Origin of the sequence: Methyloversatilis discipulorum (genome assembly GCF_000527135.1) — a bacterium.
GTDB classification, from domain to species: Bacteria; Pseudomonadota; Gammaproteobacteria; order Burkholderiales; family Rhodocyclaceae; genus Methyloversatilis; species Methyloversatilis discipulorum.
The window spans coordinates 1,406,466-1,427,047 of the sequence record NZ_AZUP01000001.1; the positions used below are offsets into that span (position 1 = coordinate 1,406,466).

Below are 20,582 nucleotides of genomic sequence, written 5' to 3' on the forward strand. Positions count from 1 at the left end.
TGACATTCGTAGGCAAATGATTCACGCGAGCACGGTCACGAATCGCTGGCCCTCGCTCCTCGCACGAAATCGTTCCCCGCAGCCTTTCCCCGCTTCGATCCAGCATGCGGAGGCCCTGGTCACGGCGATTTCCGCCGCCCCGGCGGGTGCCCCTTCCTCCCCTTCCGATTCTCCTGGCGCGGCACTGCCGATGCCTCTGGCATGCGTATTGCTGACGCTGCAGCCGCGACCGGACGAACATCGATATTTGTGCGGCGCACACACAGAAATCCGGTCATGTGCGCCGTCGGCGAACGATCGATCCTCACCCATGGAAGGACATATCTGATGAGAAGGTTCATGTGCCGGCTGGCCATGGCGGCCGCGATTGCCGGGGGTGCGTCATCCGTCTGGGCGGCGTCACCGTACTCGGCGATATACGCGTTCGGAGACAGCTTATCGGATACCGGCAACCTGGTCGGTGCGCTGTCCACGCGGCCGATCGAGGACGTGCTCGCCTGGTGGCCGCCCTTCTCCATTCCCGGCTACGCCGACGGCTTCTTCGAGGGGCGTCCCACCAATGGCCTGTCGGCCGTCGAGCACCTCGCCGGCGCGCTTGGCATCGGTCTGACCAACTACGCCTGGACCGGTGCGCTCAGCGGCCACGGCAACGTGCTGCCCTTCGTCAACACCGCCTTCGGAGCGACCGGGCTGCGCGACCAGGTCGACACTCACCTTTCGCTCACCGGCAGTGCCGATCCGGACGCGCTGTACTTCGTCTGGGGCGGACACAACGACTTCTGGGGCCTGGGCCAGGCCCTGCCCGCCGCCCTCGGCGACGAAACGCGCCGCGCAGCCCTCCAGCAGGCGGGCCTGACGGCGGCGCAGGACATCGCAGCCAACGTGGATGCGCTGGTCGACGCCGGCGCCCGCAACATCCTCGTGCTCAACAGCATTGCGCTTGAACACGAGCCTTTCTGGGCGAGCGCCTTCGCCGCCGATCCCAACCTGCGCGCCCTGCTGCACGAGGGCGTCGACACCATGAACATCCAGCTCGACAACCTGCTCGACACGCTGGACAGCAGCCAGCAGGCCCTGAACCTGATGCGCTTCGACGCGCAGGACTGGTACGAGGACACGATTGCCGCCGTGCTGGCCGGCAACGCACCGGGAGGACTGACCAACGCCGTGTCCGCCTGCCTCGACTTCAACGGCAGCGCCTTCGCCGCCTGCGGTGCGCCGGACGAGTACTTCTTCTGGGATTCGATCCACCTCACCACCGCGGCGTACTCGATGCTGGCCGGCGAACTCGCAGGCGTCGCCGCCGCGCCGGTGCCCGAACCTTCGGCCGCAGCACTGATGGCTGCGGGCGGCCTGCTGCTCCTGCTTCGCCGACGACGCGTGACGACCGCAAAGGCGGCCTGACGCTGAAGTACCTCGCAATCACCTGCATCCCGGACTCGCTGCCGGCGATGCGCCCCCTCACCTTGCCGCCCTTTCACATCCGATACGGATCCGCATCCGCGGACCGACATCGCCCAGACGGAGACGCGACCATGTTCGACCAGAATTTCATCGAGAACCCCTACCCGACCTACCGTGCGCTGCGCGAAGCCGGCGCCGCGCACTGGAATGGCGACTTTCTCGGTGGTGCATGGCTGCTGCCTCGGCATGCCGACATCGCCCCGGTGCTGCGCGACAGCCGGCTCAGCGCGCAGCGCAGCCACTGCTACAGCGCCTTGCTACCTGAACCGGCGCAGCCGGCGTTCGCGGAATTCAACCGCGTGTTCGGCATGTGGCTGCTGTTCCAGGACGCGCCGGAACACACGCTGCTGCGCAAGCTGATGAACAAGGGCTTCGCGCCGCAGGTGATGGACCTGTGGCGCGATGCGATCACGCGCACCGCGCACCTGCTGATCGATCGCCTGCCCGCGCACGGCACCGTCGACTACATGGGCAGCTTCGCCCACCCTTTCCCGGCGCTGGTCATCTGCGAACTGATGGGCGTCGACGCGCGCGATCAGGCCGAATTCATCGAGTGGTCGGACGCCATCGCGCGCTTCTTCGGCAATCCGGCCAGTTCGCTCGAAGTCGCCTATCGTGGGCGCGACAGCCTGCTGGCGATGACGCGCTACTTCGAGGCGGTGGTCGAGCAGCGTCGGCACGCGCCCGGTGACGACCTGATCAGCCTGCTCATCCGCATCGAGGAGGACGAGGAAGCGCTGAACGGCGAACAGGTGGCATCGCAGTGTTCGATGCTCATGTTCGGCGGCCACGAAACGACGCGCAACCTGCTCGGCAACGGCATGCTCGCGCTGCTGCGCCACCCCGAACAGATGCAGGCCCTGCGCGAGGACCACTCGCGCATTCCGAACGCGGTGCGCGAAATGCTGCGCTACGACAGCCCGGTGCAATACCTCACCCGGATTGCTGCCGAGGATTTCGAATACGCCGGCGCGCAGATCAGGCGCGGGCAGATGGTGGTGCCGCTGATCGCCTCCGGCAACCGCGACGAGGCGCGTCATGCCGACGCTGACCGATTCGACATCGGTCGCGCCGACACCACCCATTTCGCCTTCGGCCACGGGCCGCACGTGTGCATCGGCACACGGCTCGCGCTGCTCGAAGCGGAGATCGCCTTCGACGCGCTGCTCGCACGCTGCCCGCACATTTCCGCCGTCGACGCGCGCCCCGAATGGCTGGCGAACTTCGGCTTCCGCGGCTTGAGCACGCTTCGCCTCGACATGCAGACCCAGCCGGCCGACGCCGTCGCCGTCTGACGCCCTCAATCCACTGCAGGAGTACTTCCGTGACCGAACGCTGCCCGACCCCGCTCGATGTCCGTTCCACGCTGCCCGACATCGCCTACGCCTACAGCCTGCCGCTCGGCAGCCTGCTCTTTCTGACGGTAGCCAGCCTGTTCGCGGGCCTATGGACCTTGTCGCTGTCGATGGACAATCTGGCCCTCAAGGCGCTGTTCGGCGTCATGAGCGGCCAGGCCATCGGCATCATGTTCGTGATCGGTCACGACGCCGCGCACGGATCACTGACCAACCGGCCCTTCTTTGACCGGTTGTACGCGACGCTCGCCTTCATGCCTTCGCTGCATCCGGTGTGCACATGGAAGATCGAGCACAACAAGATGCACCACGGCTGGACCAATCTGAAGGGCATGGATCCGGTGTATCCGCCGATGTCGCCGGACGAGTTCGCCGCGCTGTCACCGTGGCAGAAGCGCGTGCATCGCTTCTACCGCAGCATCTGGGGCTTCGGCTGCTACTACCTGTTCGACATCTGGTGGAAGGTGCTCATCCTGCGGCGCTCGGAAAACGGCAAGGAAATTCCGCCAGCCGTCGCGCTGGCCGATTTCGTCGCCGTATTCGGCTTCCTCGCCTTCGAGGTGTTCATGGCCTACCTGTTCGCCGCCGACGCGGCCGGGTTCGCGTGGAACCTCGTGCTGTGCGTCGGGCTGCCCTTCCTGGTGTGGAACTACGTGATGACCTTCGTGACCATCCAGAACCACACCTACCCGACCATACGGTGGTACGACAACCGTGACGAGTGGAACTACTTCCGCGCCCAGGTCGAAGGGTCCATCCACACGGAAGTACCGGCCTGGCTGGATTTCTCGTTCGCCCGCGTGTTCCAGCACACCGCCCACCACGTCGACAAGAAGATTCCGCTCTACCGGCTGGTCAAGACGCAGGCTTCACTGGAACAGACCTTCAGCGGCAACGTGAAGAAGGTGAAGCTGACGCTGAAGGAATTCCTGACCGTGCTCAACGACTGCCAGATGTACGACTACCGCCGCCACGTCTGGATGCCCTTCCCGCGCGGCTGATCACGGAGGCGGCGCGGTATTGCGGGCAATGATGTGCCGCGCCACCGTGTGATAGAGCGGCTGGCTGAAGAAGCGCGACACGCCGGCCGACAGCAGCGACACCGCCATCAGGCCGATGATGACCGAGTAGCCGTCGACCATTTCCATCACGATGATGAAGGAGGTGATCGGCGCCTGCGTGACGGCCGCGAGAAAGCCGGCCATGCACAGCACCAGCAGCAGGCCCTGAGCGTCCTGCTGACCGAGCAGCGGTGCCAGGTCGTGGCCGATGCCGGCACCGATGGCGAGGCTGGGCGCGAAGATGCCGCCCGGCAAGCCGCTCAGGTAGGCGATCAGCGTGGCGATGAACTTGACCGGCCCGTAGTACCACGCAAGCTCGGTATTGCCTTCGAGCAGTGCGCGGGTCTCGGCGTAGCCGCTGCCGAAGCTGAGGCCGCCACTGACGAAGCCGAGCGCCGCCACCAGCAGACCGCACCCCGCTGCGAACAGCACCGGGCGGCGGGCGCGCAGATCGGCCAGCGGCCCTCGCCACGAGGTCGAACCGATGATGAGCATGCGCGAGAACAGGCCGCCAGCTACGCCACACACCAGTGCGGTGACCGCAACGGCCAGCGCCATGTCGCGGTCGCTGCCGGCGATGACGATCTGTCCGAAATAGCTGGCCTTGCCGAGAAAGGTCTGCGACACGATGCCGGCGAGCACGATGGCGGTGATGATGAGACCGCTCATGCGTGCTTCGACGCTGCGCGTCAGTTCCTCGATCGCGAAAGCGATGCCGGCCAGCGGCGTGTTGAAGGCGGCGGCAATGCCGGCCGCGCCGCCAGCCACCAGCATGTGGGTACGCGGAATGTGCAGTGCGCCCGGCAGCCAGCGATGCAGCACATTCATCAGCGAAGCACCGACCTGCACCGTCGGGCCCTCGCGGCCGAGCGAGAAGCCGCTGCCGACGGCCGCGACGCCGATGAACACCTTACCGACGATGATGCGCAGCGTCAGCAGCGGGCGCCAGCCCGACGTTTCGGGCCTCGACATTTCGGCGATGGTTTGCGGAATGCCGCTGCCCTCTGCACCGGCGAACCAGCGGCGCGTGATCCATACGCACAGCGCTCCACCGAGCGGTGCCGCCACGAAGGGCCACCAAGGGTGGCTGGACGTGGTGTCACGAAACAGGTGCACCGCATGGTCCGAAAGCTGCGCAAAGCCGACCGCCAGCAGTCCGACGCCGACCGCGCCGCCCCACAGCACGAGGCGTCCGAGCCAGACTTTCAGATAGGCGTAATGACGCCGGCGCAGGATGGGATTCTTCAGGCGTAGCCAGGCAGCGGTCAGCCGGGCACGCAATGTTTTCTGATCGGCCATGTCGGACGTCGTTGTCGGAGGTGGGCAAGCTGCTTCGAGCGACACGTGCAAGATACATGCCGCGCGTTTGCCCGCCGATTCAGGGCGTTATACCCCTTTGCAGCGTCCAGGATGCACGGCGGACGCGACTGATGCACCATAGAGGCGCACGGCGTTACTTCGCGCCCACCCGAACCAGGAGCCAGACATGACTTCACACACGGGCGGCATCGCCGTCGCCCCCCACCACCTCGCCGCAGAATCCGCGCGCGACATCATGCGCGAGGGCGGCAACGCGATCGAGGCCATGATCGCCGCAGCGGCCACCATCGCCGTCGTCTATCCGCACATGAATGCGCTCGGCGGCGACGGTTTCTGGCTGATCGCCGAGCCGGGCGAAGCGCCGCGCGCGATCGACGCCTGCGGCGCATCCGCCGCGCTGGCCAGCCGCGCCTGGTACGCCGATCAGGACGTGCGGGAGCGCATTCCGAACCGCGGTCCGCTGGCCGCGCTGACCGTGGCCGGCACGGTGTCGGGCTGGCAGCTCGCACTGCAGGCGGCGGCGGAAGCCGGGGGCCGGTTGCCGCTGTCGCGCCTGCTGCGCGACGCCGAACACCACGCGCGGCACGGCGTCAGGGTGACCGAGAACCTGGCCCGCAGCCTGCGCGTGAAGGAACCTGAAGTCGGCCCGCAGCCCGGTTTCGCGCTGAACTTCATGCCCGACGGCGAGTTGCCCGCAGCCGGCAGCACGCTCTACCAGTTGCGGCTTGCCGATACGCTGGCTCAGCTCGCGCGCGAGGGTCTGTCCGATTTCTATACCGGCGAACTGGCCCGGCGCATGGCGTCGGCGCTGGAGCGTGCGGGGAGCCCGCTGCGCCTGTCGGATTTCGCGGCGCACCGCGCACAGTGGCGCACACCGCTGGTACTCGAGCACAGCCTGGGGCGCATCTACAACATGCCACCGCCGACCCAAGGCCTGCTGTCGCTGTTGATATTGGGGCAGCTGGACCGGCTGGATCTGAAGGGGCTGCACGGGCAATCGGTCGACTACATCCACAGCGTGGTCGAAGCCACCCGTCAGGCCTTCCGCATCCGCGACCGCTATCTGACCGACCCGGCGCGCATGCGTGTCGACGCGCAATCGCTGCTGTCACCGGAGTGCCTCGACACCCTGGCCGACGGCATCGATCCCGAGCGCGCCGGCGGCCGCGTGAACACGGCGCCCGGCGACACCGTCTGGCTCGGCGTGGTCGACGGCGAAGGTCGTGCGGTGAGCTTCATCCAGAGCATCTATCACGAGTTCGGCAGCGGCGTGGTGGCCGGCGATACCGGCGTGCTGTGGCAGAACCGGGGTGTCAGCTTTTCGCTGCAGGCGGGCGCGCTGAATGCGCTCGACCCGTGCCGCAAGCCCTTCCACACGCTGAACCCGCCGATGGCGCAACTGAAGGACGGACGCACCGTGGTGTACGGCAGCATGGGTGGCGACGGTCAGCCGCAGTTCCAGGCCACAGTGTTCACCCGCCATCTCGTGTTCGGCGACAGCGTGCAGGACGCCGTTTCGGCACCGCGCTGGCTGCTCGGCCGCACATGGGGATCGGCCAGCGAGACGCTCAAGCTGGAATCGCGCTTCGCCCCCGAGGTGTTCGAGCAGCTGACCGCTCGCGGCCATGTGATCGAGTCGCTCAGCGATTTCGACGACAGCGCCGGCCACGCGGGACTGATCGTGCGGTATCCGGATGGCCGCGTCGAAGGCGCAGCAGACCCACGGTCGGACGGAGCGGCGGTCGGCACCGATTGAGGCCGACGATGTAAGGGTAGCCGCCGGTCATCGGTCCACTGCAGGAACAACTGACCGGAGACAGCGATGAAACCGACTGCCCTGCTGCTTGCGCTGGCTGCCTGCCTTGCCGCTGCCAGCGCCGATGCCGCAAGCTGCCGGGCGAGCCGCACCTGGGCGCCTGTGATCGAGCTCTATACCTCGGAGGGCTGCAGCAGCTGCCCGCCGGCCGAGGCCTGGCTGGGCTCGCTGGACGATGCAGCCGCCGCCCACCGGGTGGTGCCGCTGGCCTTTCATGTCGATTACTGGAACTACATCGGCTGGACGGATCCTTTTGCCGACCCGGCGCATTCCGCGCACCAGCGACGCCTGGCGCAGGCGGAGGGTGGCAGCGTCGTCTATACGCCTCAGGTCAGGCTGGCCGGCGACGATTTCCGCGGCTGGCGATCGGCCGGCCAGGTGAGTACACGGATCGCACTGCATACACCGCAGAAATCCGTGCCGGTCGAGCTTGCGCTCGACACCAGCGGGCATCGTGCCGAAGTCCGCGCGGTGGCGACCCTGCCGCCACACACGGTCGGGTACCTGGCGCTTTACGAGCGCCACCTCGTCTCGAACGTGAGCCGCGGAGAGAACGCCGGCCACCGCCTCCGCCACGACTTCGTCGTGCGCAAGCTCTCGGGCCCGTTCAGTGCGGACCGCGACGCCAGACTCGCGCTGAAGCACGAATTCATGCTCGACGCCGGCTGGAAGCGCGCGGATCTTGGCGTAGCGCTGATCGCGGCGGACGCCGGTTCCGGCGCCAGCCTGCTTGGAGCGACGATCGAAGGATGCGCCGGATGAAGCGGCCTGCTGCCGGCATCAGCCGGCAGCGCGCACGGTCTTCCAGCGCGCGACGCCCAGCAATTCATGCAGCAGCGCCTCGACCGATGCGGCGCTCATCGCGTAGGGGTCGAATTCGGGGCGCGGGCCGTACTTCAGGAACAGCGCGCGGTTGTCAGCCGTGTAGCCGACGTAACCCATGGCCCAGTCGGCGAAGTCGCGCGCCGTCACCTCGGTGAAGCCGAGAATGGCCGGATCGCGGTGGCGCGGGTCGCCAACGATGCGGTGATAGACCTCGTTCACCTCCCGTCTTCCGCCCTCCAGGCACTGCAGGAACACGCCACCGGTGTAGCACAGCGCCCCGGTGACGCCGATGCGCGCGTTGTTCGCCTGCGAACGGGCGAGTATGTCGTCGATGTCGCCGGGAGCGAGGCCGTCGCGGACCTTGCTGGCGTAGATGAGGCGGACGAGCATGGCGGTCTCCTGTGAAGTGTCCGCTTCGACCGCATCAGGGGTTCCGGTGTTTCAGGGCGATGCGCGACGTCGACCGGTAGAATGGCGACCTTTCCCGCCGTCCCGCCCGCCTCACATGTCCATCCAGTGGTTCCCCGGTCACATGACCGCCGCGCGCAAGCATGCGACCGACGCGATGAAATCGATCGACGTCGTGGTCGAGGTGCTCGACGCGCGCCTGCCGGAGGCGAGCAGCAATCCGATGATCCACGCCATCCGCACGCACCGGAACCGGCCCTGCCTGAAGCTGCTGAACAAGGCAGACCTGGCCGATCCGGACGTAACCGCGGCCTGGCTGAAGTTCTTCAACAGTCAGCCGAACACCAAGGCGGTCGCCATTTCGGCGCGCAAGCCGGGCGACGCGGGACGCATCCAGTCGCTGGCGCAGTCGCTGGCGCCGCACCGCGACGACAACCTGAAACCCTTGCGCGTCATCATCATGGGCATTCCGAACGTCGGCAAATCGACGCTGATGAACGCGCTGGTGAAGAAGAAGGTGGCGGCGACCGGCGACGAGCCGGCGATCACCAAGAGCATCCAGCGCATTCATCTGAATCCGCGACTCACGCTCTACGACACGCCCGGCCTGATGTGGCCGAAGATCGAGCACGAGAGCGACGGGCTGATGCTGGCCGCCAGCCACGCCATCGGCCGCAACGCCATCATCGACGAAGAGGTCGCAACCTTTCTCGGCAACCTGCTGCAGGCCCGCTATCCGCAGATGCTGGCGGCGCGCTACGGCTGCACGGCCGACATGGACGGCGTGGCGGTGATCGAACACATCGCCGCCCGCCGCGGCTACCGCATCAAGGGTGGTGCACCGGATCTGGAAAAGGCTGCGTTCACGCTGCTGCAGGATTACCGCGACGGCCTGATCGGCCGCGTCAGCCTGGAAACGCCGGAAACGAGGGCGCAGATGCTGGCCGAGGAGAAAGCGGCGAAGGCCGCCGCGGCAGCAGAGAACAGCGGCGAAACCTGACAGTCAGGTATGCGGGCGGACGCCAGCCCCCTAGCCGGAGCCGGGCCTCCCGTGGGAGCGAGCTTGCTCGCGATGGCGGCCTGAACCGAAGCCGGCAGCCTGCAGAAGCCGCATCGCGACCAGAGGTCGCTCCCACGAAAAGCACGCCCGACTCAAAGCCCCTCGAACACCTCGCACTCACCCAGCGGCTTGCCCGCGAGATCCTTCGCCGACAGCAGCGGCTCGCCGTCCAGCGGCCACTGCACACCCACCGTCGGGTCGTTCCATGCGAGGCTGCGCTCGTACTCGGGGGCGTAATAGTCGGTCGTCTTGTACAGGAAGTCCGCCGACTCGCTCAGCACGTAGAAACCATGCGCAAAGCCGGCCGGCACCCAGAACTGGCGGTGGTTCTCGCCGCTCAATTCCACCCCGTACCACTTGCCGAAGGTGGGCGAGGACTTGCGCAGATCGACCGCGACGTCGAACACCCGCCCCTGCGACACGCGCACCAGCTTGCCCTGCGGCTGCCTGACCTGGTAGTGCAGCCCACGCAGCACGCCGCGTCCGCTGCGCGAGTGGTTGTCCTGCACGAAATCCAGCTTCAACCCGGTCACCTCGGCGAAGGTGCGCGCGTTGAAGCTTTCCATGAAGAAGCCGCGGGCGTCGCCGAACACCTTCGGCTCGAGCACGAGCAGCCCTGCGATGCCTGTTTCGATCACCTTCATCAGAACACCTGTTCGTCGATGATGCGCAGCAGGTACTGGCCGTAGCCGCTCTTGGCCAGCGGTGTGGCGATCTTCTTCAGTTGCTTCGAGTCGATCCAGCCCTGCCGCCAGGCGATCTCTTCCGGGCAGGAAATCTTCAGGCCCTGACGCTTTTCCAGTGTCTGGATGAACTGTGCGGCCTCGATCAGCGAGTCGTGCGTGCCGGTGTCCAGCCAGGCGTGGCCGCGGCCCATCACCTGTACTTCCAGTTCGCCACGCTCGAGATAGACGCGGTTGAGGTCGGTGATTTCCAGTTCTCCGCGCGGCGAGGGCTTCAGAGACTTGGCAATCGTGCTCGCCTGGCCGTCGTAGAAGTACAGCCCGGTCACCGCGTAGCGGCTGCGCGGCTTGGCCGGCTTCTCTTCGAGGCTGATCGCGCGTCCGTTTGCGTCGAACTCGACCACGCCGTAGCGTTCCGGGTCGGTCACGCCGTAGGCGAACACGGTGGCCCCCGCTTCGCGTGCGCTGGCCGACTTCAGGTCATGCGCGAATTCGTGACCGTAGAACAGGTTGTCGCCGAGCACCAGCGCCGACGGCTCACCACCGATGAAGTCCTCGCCGATGATGAAGGCCTGCGCCAGACCGTCCGGGCTGGGCTGCACCGCGTACTCGATCTTCATGCCCCAGGCCGAGCCGTCGCCCAGCAGCGACTGGAAGCGCGGCGTGTCCTGCGGCGTCGAGATCACCAACACTTCGCGTATGCCGGCCAGCATCAGCGTGCTCAGCGGGTAGTAGATCATCGGCTTGTCGTAGACCGGCATCAGCTGCTTCGATACCGCGATCGTCACCGGGTGCAGGCGCGTGCCGGATCCACCGGCCAGTACGATGCCCTTGCGTGTCATGTGGGTGCTCCTGATTCTGTTCAGAGGATTTCGGCCAGCATGCGGTCCACGCCCTGCTGCCAGGGCGGCAGCACGAGACCGAAGGCCTCGCGCAACCGACGGGTATCGAGCCGGGAATTGAGCGGACGCGTGGCCGGTGTCGGGTAATCGCTGGTCGGGATTGGCAGGATGGCGTCCGATGCAACCTTGATCGCGTGACCAGCTGCGCGCGCACGCTCGATCACATGGGTGGCGTAGCCATGCCAGGACGTTTCACCGGCGGCCACGCAGTGGTAGAGCCCGCTCAGTTCGGGCCGGGCGCGCAGCGTACGCGCGGCGTGTGCGCTGACGTCGGCCAGCAGTTCGGCACCGGTCGGCGCACCGATCTGGTCAGCGATCACGGTGAGCCGTTCGCGCTCCTTCGCCAGCTTCAGCATGGTCTTCGCGAAGTTGCCCCCACGCGCGGCATAGACCCAGCTGGTGCGCAGGATCAGATGCGTCGCGCCGGACGCGGCGATCAGTTGCTCGCCCTCCAGCTTGGTGCGGCCATAGACGCTGAGCGGCCCGGTCGCCGCCATCTCGTCGCGCGCCGCGTTCCCGCTGCCATCGAACACGTAGTCGGTCGAGTAATGGATCAGATGGGCGCCGAGTGCCTTCGCTTCCTGTGCGATGCGGCCGGGCGTGGTCGCGTTGATCAGGCGGGTGAGATCAACCTCGCTCTCGGCCTTGTCGACCGCGGTGTGTGCGGCGGCATTGACGATGAGGTCAGGCGCCACACGGCGCACCGTTGCCGCCACCGCCGCCGGCTGACTGAAGTCGCCGGACAGATCGCCGGCGCTGTCGAAATCAAGTGCAATCAGCTCACCCAGCGGAGCGAGCGCGCGCTGCAGTTCCCAGCCGACTTGCCCGCCCTTGCCGAACAGCAGGATTTTCATGCCGACGCTCCGCCGTACTGCTTGCTCACCCAGTCGCGGTAGCCGCCGCTGAGCACGTCCTGCACCCAGGGCTGGTTGTCCAGATACCAGCGCACCGTCTTGCGGATGCCGGTGTCGAAGGTTTCCGCCGGCCGCCAACCAAGTTCGCGCTCGATCTTGCGGGCGTCGATCGCGTAGCGGCGGTCGTGGCCGGGGCGGTCCTTCACATAGGTGATGAGCCGTTCGTAGGGTCCGGAAGCGTCCGGCTTCATTTCGTCGAGCAGCGCACACACCGTGCGCACGATGTCGATGTTCGGCTTCTCGTTCCAGCCGCCGATATTGTAGGTCTCACCCAGACGGCCGCGCGCCAGCACCTCGCGGATCGCCGCGCAGTGGTCCTTCACGTACAGCCAGTCGCGCACCTGCTGACCGTCGCCATACACGGGCAGCGGCTTGCCGGCCAGCGCGTTGACGATGATGAGCGGGATCAGCTTCTCGGGAAAGTGATACGGCCCGTAGTTGTTCGAGCAGTTGGTGGTGACCACCGGCAGCCCGTAGGTGTGATGCCAGGCACGCACCAGGTGGTCGCTCGCCGCCTTGCTCGCCGAGTACGGGCTGTTCGGTTCATAGGCGTTGGTTTCGGCAAACGGCGGGTCGGTCGGCTTGAGCGAACCATAGACCTCGTCGGTGCTGACATGGTGGAAACGGAAGGCGGATTTCTCATCACCTTCGAGCGCGCCCCAGTAGCCACGGGCGGCCTCCAGCAGCGTGAAGGTGCCGGTCACGTTGGTGCGCATGAATTCGCCCGGGCCGTGGATCGAGCGGTCGACATGCGATTCGGCGGCGAAATGCACGATGGCGCGCGGACGGTGCTGCGCGAGCAGGCGGTCGATCAGTTCGCGATCGCAGATGTCGCCGTGCACGAAGATGTGCCGCGCGTCGCCGTCGAGCGATGCCAGGTTGGCGCGGTTTCCCGCGTAGGTCAGCGCATCGAGATTGACGACCGGCTCGTCGCTGCCGGCCAGCCAGTCGAGCACGAAATTGCTGCCGATGAAACCGGCACCGCCGGTTACCAGGATGGTCATGATGCAAACGCCTGTTCGATTCGGGGAGACATCACTTTAACCGGCAGGCATGACAGCGCGTAGTAAAAGCTGCACGCTGCGATGCAACAGGATGTTCCGGCTCAGCGCAGCAGCTTCACCACCGGATCCGCGTACGGCCCTTCTATGTTCACCGGCGCGCGCACCGTCGTTGCCGAGCCCTGCAGCGTCACGTCGAGCCGCCCGCGCAAGGTGTCGTCGGCCAGACGCAGCGTACCGTTGGCGCCGACCAGACCCGATTCCATCACCACCTGGCTCAGACTGACGCCGCTGGCATCGACCACCGCGTTGGCGTCCAGCCGATCGAAGCGAGTGCTGCCGCCGCGCACACCACCCGGCCGCGGAATGCGCACCGCCTGCACAAGATCGACGCGTTCGATCTGCCCGCGCTGCACCCCCATCGTGCCCGTACCCCGCAGGCTCTTCTGCAGTTCCTCAAAATTACGGCCCTCGCCGGTCAGCGACAGCGACATCGACAGGTCACCGGTCAGCAGCAGCGTCGGCGCGAACACCTTCAGCAGCCCCGCCAGGCCGAGACGGGACGTCTGCAGCTGCCCCTCGAACCGTGTGACGTCGGCAAAATCCAACGCCACGCTGCCGGTTGCGTAACCGTCATAGAGTTTGACGTCCAGCTTGTCGAACTGCAGGCGGCGGCTGTTCAGCGTGCCCTGCGCCTCCAGCACATCGAACAGCAACGAAGGCTTGCCCGGGGTCTGCCATCCCAGCGCCGTCATCGACACGCTCCAGACGCCGCCGGCGTTGTTGCCCTGAAGCTTGAGCCCACCGTCGGCAGAGGCGAGCGACAGGCGCGTCAGCACGCCGTTCTCGTCCAGCGCCAGATCGCCGCCGAGCGCACCGATGGCACCGTCGAGCAGCACGATGCTGGCATCGACCATGCTGACGTGCTCGACGGTGACCCAGCGCGACGCCCAGTTGATGTCCTGGCGGCGCGACAGCGATGGCAGGAAGGACAGATTCAGTGCCGCACGCTCGATGCGCACGTCGCGCAGAACAGTACGTTCCGACAGCAGCGTGGACACCCGTGGCAGCAGCTTTACCGCACCGATTTCAAGTTGCCCGGGCCCACCCACCGTCACCCCTTCGAGCGCGATGGACGGCTCGGGGAACAGGCTGGGCGAAACCGACGCGATGCGTACCGGCTGCCCCAGCAATTCGGTCGCCAGGGACTCGAAGTGCGGCAGATGGCGCTGATAGGGATAAAGGAAGAAAAGGCCGACCAGCAGCGCCAGCAGCACCGCCGCGGAGAGGACGATTTTCTTGCCGAGCGAACCCGGGGGGCCCTTGCGGTCGCCGACTCGTCCGGCGAACAGGTCAAACAGTCGCTGCAGGCCACCACCGCTGCGTTCTGCGGCAGCGGCGTCCGGCGAGGCGGACATCATCGCGCGACGGATCGCGCCGCGTACATCGTCGGCAGCAGACAGCGCTGCAGCCGGTGCGGGGGAATTCGCCGGTGCCGGCGCCGCCAGCTCGGGCAAGGCCATCGCGAACTCGTCGAGCACCGGCGACTCCTTGGCGGACGCCTTTTCATGCGCCCGACGGATGTCGTCCGACACCGGCGTGATCGGCTGGCTGACCAGGTCCTCGATATCGACCAGCATGGACGACAGCTCGGCGCGGTCCGCCTCCTCGCCCTGCGGCGGCGCGTCGATCCGGCGCACCAGTCCGCGGTGCTCCAGTTCGCCGACCAGACCCTCGACGATGAGCGGATCGCCGAACTGCTGCGCCAGATTGCCGACAGGCGTGCGCCCATCGATCATGATCAGGATGGAGCGCAGGTTGCGCTGGACGATGGTGCGCTTGCTCACCGCCTCTTCGCCGGCCTCGGTCTTTACGTAAACAGCATTTTCATTCATGGATGCGCGCTGGCCGCCTTGCCGCGCCGGCTGGATCACCGGCGCTGAGGAGATGGAGTCATGCGGTTATGGCTGCCACACAGTCTTGCAGGCAGCGGTGACGCGATCATAAATCGACTCGGGCGCGGAGTGACCGCACATTCAGGCCGAAGAAAATATCGCATCAATCGCTTGACGATCGCCAGCGGGCTGTCTATAGTTGCGGCCTCTTTCTTCCCCGATAGCTCAGTCGGTAGAGCGCCGGACTGTTAATCCGTAGGTCCCTGGTTCGAGCCCAGGTCGGGGAGCCAAGACACAAAAGGCCCGCAGCGATGCGGGCCTTTTCCGTTAACACGCGAATATCTAAGTGTTGCGGCGAAGCGGATACCTATCTAGCGCCAGGCCGAGCGATGTCGGGCTGTGAGACGAGGCAAATTTGACCCGGCCAACCCGATCCCGTAAGGCGGATCAGATCGGCCAGGTATGGATGGCGTCGGAGCGGCCGACCACGCCGACGCCACCCCGGCAATCCGTCAGTCAGCGTCAGATTGTGCAGTCCTGGTCCAGATCTGCCGTACAAGTGGCGAGCGAATCTGCCGTCGCCTCCCTAAGGCACCGCGACGCTTGTGCGCAGCGGCTTGCAGTCCTGCATGCACCGGACAGCGTTCGTATCCGGCCGGTCGTCGACGATGAAACCGTCCCGGTTCGGCATGCGGATCGCCGCCAGACTGGCCGCATTCATCTCGGCGTCCTGCTCCACCAATCCGTTGAGGTGCAGCAGGTACGCCGTCACCGCGTAGGTTTGGTCGTTGCTGAGCGACTGCGGGGCGGTCAGCGGCATGGCGCGGCGGATGTAATCAAACAGCGCCGGCGCATACGGATACATGCTGCCCGGCGTAAGCACACGCTTGTCCGTCTTGAACGAGCCGATACCGCCCACCATGGTGCCGAACATCGGTCCACCGGCAGCCGCGGCGCCGTGGCAGGAGGCGCATTGGGCGTCGAACACCGCCTTCCCTGCCCGCGCGGTGCCGGATCCCGGCGGCAGCCCCTGCCCGTCCGGACCACGGACATCGATATTCCAGGCGACGAGATCCGGTTCAACGACGGGCGTGCCGAGCGCGGCCGGGCGGGCATGCGGTGAAGCAGTTGCCGAACTCACCGTATTTCCCGCGCAACCCGCCAGCAGCAGGGTGGTGGCCAGGGCCATCGTCACTGTCTCAAGCGATCGCATTCTTCACCTCCCCTGCTTCGTTGATGAACCACGGAAAAACGCCGTTGTGGTGCTGCACGAAGCCGGTGATCGCGCGCACTTTCTGGATGTCCTCGACCGTCGGCTGGACGTAGCCGGTCGAGTCGACACAGCGGCTGGCGATCGTCGTCGGACCACCGGTCCAGTTCCACTGCAGCCGGAATCGCGTCAGGCACTTGTCCATCACTGGCCCTTCCAGCTGAGCCTGGTGCCAGGTACGCCCGCCATCGAGCGTGACATCCACCGCGCGGATGCTCCCCTTTCCGGACCACGCGAAGCCGACGATCTCGATCGGGCCCGGGCGGATCTTCATGCTGCCGGATGGCGAGGTGATCACGGACTTCGCCTCCATCTCGAAACTGAACTGACGCCACTTCCCGTCAGGCATCGGATCGGTGTAGCGCGCAGTCTCGCTGCGCAGATGCCAGGGCTGGTCGCCCAGTTTGAGCCGGCGCAGCCACTTGATGCTGACGTTGCCCTCCCAGCCCGGAATGAACAGACGAAGCGGGTAACCGTTTTCAGGTCTGAGCATTTCGCCGTTCGCCGCATAGACGATGAGCGCGTCCTCCATCAGCTTTTTCATCGGAATGCTGCGTGCATGCGCCGCACCGTCCCCGCCCTCCGCCAGCGCCCATGTCGCGGATGGCGAGACGCCGGCCTCGTCGAGCAGCGTCGACACCGGAATGCCGGTCCATTGAGCGCACGACAACAGTCCGTGCGTCTGCTGCACAGTACGGGCGGCCGGCTTCAGCCAGTCGGTAAGGCCGTTGCCCGAACACTCCATGAAGTGGAAGCGTGACACCGACGGGTACTTCATCAGGTCGGACATCGAAAAGACCAGCGGCTGGCGGACCATGCCGTGGATGACGAAGCGATGCTGATCGGGGTTGATGTCGGGTACCCCGTTGTGGTGCCTCTCGTAGATCAGCCCGTTCGGCGTGACGGTGCCCAGTTGCTGATGCAGCGGCGTGAAGCTCCAGTCCGAATAGTTCTGCTTGTTCACCAGCACATCGGTTCGCCGTCGTTTGACGTGCGACTCGTACTTCGATGGCATGCCGTACTCTTCCGGCGGCAAGGGTCGTCCGAGCGCCTTGTTCGATTCCGGCACTGCGAGCGGCTCCGCACGCGCGACGCCGACGCCAGCCAGCCCGGTCACCGCAGCGGCTGCCGTCTTCGCGAGCAGCGCCCGTCGCGACGGATTGTGCGTAATCGAACTGTGAGCCTCGAGTTCGGCGCGCGCGGCTGCGACCAAACGTACTCCGTCAATCTTCTGATCCACGATGACCTCCAGGTGGTTGGGAACCTCCGACGACCGGAATTGTACCGATCGGTCGGTATACTACGTCGGCGCATTGGCCGGAGCAATCAATTCATGTGGTCCGCTGCTGACGATTCGCTCGGTGAACGCCCCCGCTCCGTGGATAGTGCTCAACGCCTCGCTTTGCGCACGATGCTTTGAACGCAAGGCACAGCGGGTAATTTATGATCTGGAGAACTTTGAACTCTGGCCCCTCCGGGGCCGTCCTCATGAGCGTAGACACGAAGGACGACCGTTCGCAGCGGGCACGCATCGTCAAGGCGGCCGCCCGCCTCTTTGCCGAGCGCGGCTACCACGCAGTCGGCATGACCGAACTGCAGAACGCGGTGCAGCTTGGCCGCGGAGCGCTCTACCACCACATTCGCAGCAAGGACGATCTTCTTTATGACATCGCCCGCGAATACATCACCGATCTGAACGAACTCGCGGTGATCGCCGAAGAGGAAGCGGACCCGAGAAAGCGCATCTGCATACTGGGTCACCACCTGATCTCGATGATCGCGTCTCATCAGGCGGAGCTGACGGTGTGCTTTCGGGAAGTCCAGTCGCTGACTGATACGCGCCGTGCGGAAGTGCTGGCGCTGCACACACGCTATGAACGTGTCTGGAAGGACGCCTTCACCGCCGGCGCCGAACAGGGTCTCTTCAGGCCCTACGACCCGGTGGTCCTGAAGGGCGTACTCGGAATGTATTTCTACAGCTATCTGTGGATGCGGCCGGACGGCTCGCTCGGTGCGGAGACCATCTCCGAGCGCTTCAACGAGATGGCTCTTCGCATGCTGGCGCTCGACTGACCCGCCGACAACGCGCGACTCACACCTGGCGACCGCAGCCTTACGGCGCGCCGCAGCCGACACGTCGCCGCGTCCACCCGGTCCCTGAAGCGCGAGGCTGCAGACGCGAGACATCGTCGTCGATGCGCTTCAGAACTCGATCATGAAGCTGTAGCCATGCCGCTCGAACCCGAGCATTTCATAGAAGCGGTGCGCCTTTTCTCGCTTCAGGTGACTCGACAGCGCGAGCTTGTAGCAGCCCGCCTCCGCGCAGCCCTCCATGGCGAAGCGCATCATTGCCTGACCTACGCCACGGCGGCGACGCCCGGGTGCGACCACAACATCTTCGACAATCGCGTGCGGACGCCCGCCATGTGCAAGCCCGTCGATGATGATGAGGGCGAACGTTCCCACCCGTTCGCCGTCGCACTCGGCGACGTACACCCGGTAGTCCGGATAGCCCTCGATCTGCCGGAAGCGTGCGCGTGCATCGGTCAGCGGCAGTGAGGGCTCGGGCGAGAAGTCGAGCGATGAGTACATGTCGAGCAACCAGTCGATGTCCTCATCGTCGGCCCGGCGTATCGATATGGGCTGCCCTATCGTGTTCATCGTCGCCTCCTCGCCCATCGCCTCAAAGCCCCAGAACCTGCTTCGCGTTGCCGCCCATCACCTTGTCGATGACTGACTCCTTGAAGCCGAGCGTACGGTAGTCCTCGACCGACTGACCCATCGCACGGAAGGGATAGGAACTGCCGAACAGCAGCTGATCCTGCATGAAGCCGTTCGCAGCTTCGACATAGAGCGAACCACCGGGCAGGAAGATGTACATGTCCGCCACGACGAACACGTTGTCCCAGCGGAAGGCGATGCCGATCATCTCGTTCACGTAGGGCCAGAAGCCGTGGTAGCAGACGATCTTGAGCTGCGGGAAGTTCTTCGCGACGCGCCCGATGGAGGCCGGATCCGTCAGTTCGAAGCGCGGCGTGGTCGGACCGGACATGATGGTCACCGGCACACCCAGCGCCTGGCAGGCCTCGTACACCGGATAGAGCTGCGCATCGTCCGCCGCCACCTGCGGATTGCAGAAGCCGGGCTCGATGTTGATGCCCTTCAGGCCGAGCTTGCCGACCGCGCGCTCGATCTCGTCGGTCGCCGCCTTGATGCCGCTGGCGTGCGGATCGACCGAGCCGATGCCGACGAGCTCCTTGTGCTCCGACACCATCTTCATGATGTCGTCGTTCGAATGCTTGATCCCCGGTGTGTCGCGGCCGACCACCACCGCCTGGGCGATGCCGGCGGCGCGGATCTCCTTGACGAAGGAACTGGCGTTCTTCGAGCGGGTGAAATGCAGTTCGTCCTGCGACCCCGTCCGGCGGTTCAGCCACTTCACCACCTCGAACGAAGGGGTGTCGGGCGTCGCGCCGTAGAAGTCGTGCAGGTAGGAAGGTCTGCTGCGCATGTCGATCACGGTCTGGGTCATGGTGTCCGCCTGTCTTGAGTAGTTGAGAGTGGGGCTTTCTGTGCCCCGTCCGGCTGTTGCGCGGAGTCGCGGTGATGCGACTCCGCGTTTTTCTGGCGCGAGCGCTCCCTGCGGGCGCACCGTCAGGCACGCTCGTCAAGGTGTCGAGACGCGCGCCGTGCGGCGCGACGCGTCACGCCCTCTGTGATCTCCTTGCGTAGGATTCGACGAAGTCGGCCGCCGCCTTGCTGCCTCCGGAGAAGGACTTCATCGCCTCCTCGTGCAGCAGTGACAGTGCGGTCATCTTCACTTCGTTGGCGCGGTCGCCGAGGAAGAAGTCGGCTAGCTTGCGCGGCCGCGGAATGTCCACCTCGATGGTGGCTCTCACCCGGGTCGGGATATTGCTCATGATGATCAAGCGGTCGGCGAGGAACAGCGCCTCGTCGATATCCGTAGTGACGAAGAAGGTGGTGCGGCGGGACTCCTCGTACAGCGCCGAGTAGTACTCCCACATCAGTTCCTTCGACATCGCGTCGAGTCCGCGGAAGGGCTCGTCGAGGATCATCACCTCCGGGTTGTTGATCATTGCGCGCGCCAGTTCCGCCCTGCGCTGCATGCCCCCCGACAGCTGCATCGGATACTTCTTGCGGAAGTCGCGCAGGCCCACCTTGTCGAGCAGGAACTCAGCGAGGTCACGCGCCTTCTTGTCGTCCTCACCGCGCGCGATCGGCCCGTACATGATGTTGTCGTAGGACGTCATCCACGGAAAGAGCGCCGACTCCTGGAACACCACCAGTCTGTCCCGCCCCGGCCCGGTCACCGGCTTGCCATTCAGCAGGATGTTGCCGCTGGTGGGTTTCTCGAACCCCGCGAGCAGCTTGATCAGTGTGCTCTTGCCGCAGCCGGAGGGGCCGATCATCACGGTGAGCTTGCCGCGTTCGACGTTGAACGAACAGTCCTTCACCACCTTCTTCTCGAACAGCCCCGTGCCGTATGACTTGCACACATTGCTGACAATCATCTCCCCGGCGTTGATCGAGATCTTGCTGGTGATCGGCGCCATCGCGCTCTGAGTTGCACTTGCCATGATCCGCCTC

At 65.7% G+C, this 20,582-nt stretch carries 19 protein-coding genes and 1 tRNA gene; 8 read left to right on the top strand and 12 right to left on the bottom strand.

Features of this window, described 5'->3' with window-relative positions:
* Positions 1-327 precede the first annotated feature (327 nt).
* The 3 genes from METFAM1_RS0106365 (at position 328) to METFAM1_RS0106375 (ending at position 3,820) form a co-directional block, all read left to right on the top strand.
* On the top strand, positions 328-1,404 hold the full coding sequence (locus tag METFAM1_RS0106365; protein WP_232419669.1) for an SGNH/GDSL hydrolase family protein: 1,077 nt from the start codon (positions 328-330) through the stop codon (positions 1,402-1,404).
* Positions 1,405-1,535: 131 nt separating this feature from the next.
* Positions 1,536-2,759: a cytochrome P450 gene (locus tag METFAM1_RS0106370; protein WP_019918770.1), complete on the top strand. Its 1,224-nt coding sequence runs from the start codon at positions 1,536-1,538 to the stop codon at positions 2,757-2,759.
* Between the two features lie 29 nt (positions 2,760-2,788).
* A complete protein-coding gene (locus METFAM1_RS0106375) occupies positions 2,789-3,820 on the top strand; it encodes a fatty acid desaturase (RefSeq protein WP_019918771.1) in 1,032 nt (343 codons plus the stop codon).
* Here the strand turns inward: METFAM1_RS0106375 and METFAM1_RS0106380 are convergent, their stop codons facing one another.
* Positions 3,821-5,179, bottom strand: a complete 1,359-nt coding sequence (locus METFAM1_RS0106380) for a chloride channel protein (protein WP_019918772.1) — start codon at positions 5,177-5,179, stop codon at positions 3,821-3,823.
* Positions 5,180-5,366: 187 nt separating this feature from the next.
* Here METFAM1_RS0106380 and METFAM1_RS0106385 point away from each other — a divergent pair, with 187 nt between their 5' ends.
* Both METFAM1_RS0106385 and METFAM1_RS0106390 read left to right on the top strand, forming a co-directional pair.
* On the top strand, positions 5,367-6,956 hold the full coding sequence (locus tag METFAM1_RS0106385) for a gamma-glutamyltransferase family protein (protein WP_019918773.1): 1,590 nt from the start codon (positions 5,367-5,369) through the stop codon (positions 6,954-6,956).
* Between the two features lie 66 nt (positions 6,957-7,022).
* A complete protein-coding gene (locus tag METFAM1_RS0106390) occupies positions 7,023-7,778 on the top strand; it encodes a DUF1223 domain-containing protein (RefSeq protein ID WP_019918774.1) in 756 nt (251 codons plus the stop codon).
* Between the two features lie 18 nt (positions 7,779-7,796).
* Here the strand turns inward: METFAM1_RS0106390 and METFAM1_RS0106395 are convergent, their stop codons facing one another.
* Positions 7,797-8,231 (bottom strand): BLUF domain-containing protein, encoded by a 435-nt coding sequence (locus METFAM1_RS0106395; protein ID WP_019918775.1) that lies wholly within the window; start codon positions 8,229-8,231, stop codon positions 7,797-7,799.
* 115 nt (positions 8,232-8,346) lie between these two features.
* On the opposite strand from METFAM1_RS0106395, the gene ylqF reads away from it, so the two are divergent.
* Entirely contained in the window at positions 8,347-9,249 is a 903-nt protein-coding gene (gene ylqF / locus METFAM1_RS0106400) for a ribosome biogenesis GTPase YlqF (RefSeq protein ID WP_020647623.1), read from the top strand.
* A gap of 152 nt (positions 9,250-9,401) precedes the next feature.
* Here the strand turns inward: ylqF and rfbC are convergent, their stop codons facing one another.
* From rfbC to METFAM1_RS0106425, 5 genes are all read right to left on the bottom strand, one after another.
* On the bottom strand, positions 9,402-9,953 hold the full coding sequence (rfbC, locus tag METFAM1_RS0106405; RefSeq protein ID WP_019918777.1) for a dTDP-4-dehydrorhamnose 3,5-epimerase: 552 nt from the start codon (positions 9,951-9,953) through the stop codon (positions 9,402-9,404).
* Positions 9,953-10,834, bottom strand: a complete 882-nt coding sequence (rfbA, locus tag METFAM1_RS0106410) for a glucose-1-phosphate thymidylyltransferase RfbA (protein WP_019918778.1) — start codon at positions 10,832-10,834, stop codon at positions 9,953-9,955. Before rfbA ends, rfbC begins: the two co-directional genes overlap by 1 nt.
* Before the next feature lie 20 nt (positions 10,835-10,854).
* Entirely contained in the window at positions 10,855-11,748 is an 894-nt protein-coding gene (gene rfbD / locus METFAM1_RS0106415; RefSeq protein WP_019918779.1) for a dTDP-4-dehydrorhamnose reductase, read from the bottom strand.
* Complete coding sequence (rfbB, locus tag METFAM1_RS0106420; RefSeq protein WP_019918780.1) at positions 11,745-12,812, bottom strand: dTDP-glucose 4,6-dehydratase; 1,068 nt, start codon at positions 12,810-12,812, stop codon at positions 11,745-11,747. The genes rfbD and rfbB overlap by 4 nt, the downstream gene beginning before the upstream one ends.
* 101 nt (positions 12,813-12,913) lie before the next feature.
* Positions 12,914-14,704 (bottom strand): AsmA-like C-terminal region-containing protein, encoded by a 1,791-nt coding sequence (locus METFAM1_RS0106425; RefSeq protein WP_019918781.1) that lies wholly within the window; start codon positions 14,702-14,704, stop codon positions 12,914-12,916.
* A gap of 214 nt (positions 14,705-14,918) precedes the next feature.
* On the opposite strand from METFAM1_RS0106425, the gene METFAM1_RS0106430 reads away from it, so the two are divergent.
* Positions 14,919-14,994: transfer RNA gene (locus METFAM1_RS0106430), tRNA-Asn, on the top strand.
* Positions 14,995-15,290: 296 nt separating this feature from the next.
* Here METFAM1_RS0106430 and METFAM1_RS0106435 read toward each other — a convergent pair.
* Entirely contained in the window at positions 15,291-15,893 is a 603-nt protein-coding gene (locus METFAM1_RS0106435; RefSeq protein WP_019918782.1) for a c-type cytochrome, read from the bottom strand.
* 10 nt (positions 15,894-15,903) lie between these two features.
* A complete protein-coding gene (gene soxC / locus METFAM1_RS0106440; protein ID WP_232419670.1) occupies positions 15,904-17,214 on the bottom strand; it encodes a sulfite dehydrogenase in 1,311 nt (436 codons plus the stop codon).
* Positions 17,215-17,462: 248 nt separating this feature from the next.
* Between soxC and METFAM1_RS0106445 the strand changes: the two genes are divergently transcribed.
* Positions 17,463-18,047 carry a TetR/AcrR family transcriptional regulator gene (locus METFAM1_RS0106445; RefSeq protein WP_019918784.1) on the top strand — a complete coding sequence of 195 codons (585 nt, stop codon included), beginning with the start codon at positions 17,463-17,465 and terminating at the stop codon, positions 18,045-18,047.
* A 129-nt stretch (positions 18,048-18,176) separates the two neighbouring features.
* Here the strand turns inward: METFAM1_RS0106445 and METFAM1_RS0106450 are convergent, their stop codons facing one another.
* From METFAM1_RS0106450 to METFAM1_RS0106460, 3 genes are all read right to left on the bottom strand, one after another.
* The gene (locus METFAM1_RS0106450) at positions 18,177-18,635 is read right to left on the bottom strand and encodes a GNAT family N-acetyltransferase (protein ID WP_027491022.1); all 459 of its coding nucleotides are present in this window, start codon (positions 18,633-18,635) and stop codon (positions 18,177-18,179) included.
* Positions 18,636-18,657: 22 nt separating this feature from the next.
* The gene (locus METFAM1_RS0106455) at positions 18,658-19,506 is read right to left on the bottom strand and encodes an amidohydrolase family protein (RefSeq protein ID WP_019918786.1); all 849 of its coding nucleotides are present in this window, start codon (positions 19,504-19,506) and stop codon (positions 18,658-18,660) included.
* A 172-nt stretch (positions 19,507-19,678) separates the two neighbouring features.
* Complete coding sequence (locus METFAM1_RS0106460; protein ID WP_232419671.1) at positions 19,679-20,572, bottom strand: ABC transporter ATP-binding protein; 894 nt, start codon at positions 20,570-20,572, stop codon at positions 19,679-19,681.
* Between the last annotated feature and the right edge of the window lie 10 nt (positions 20,573-20,582).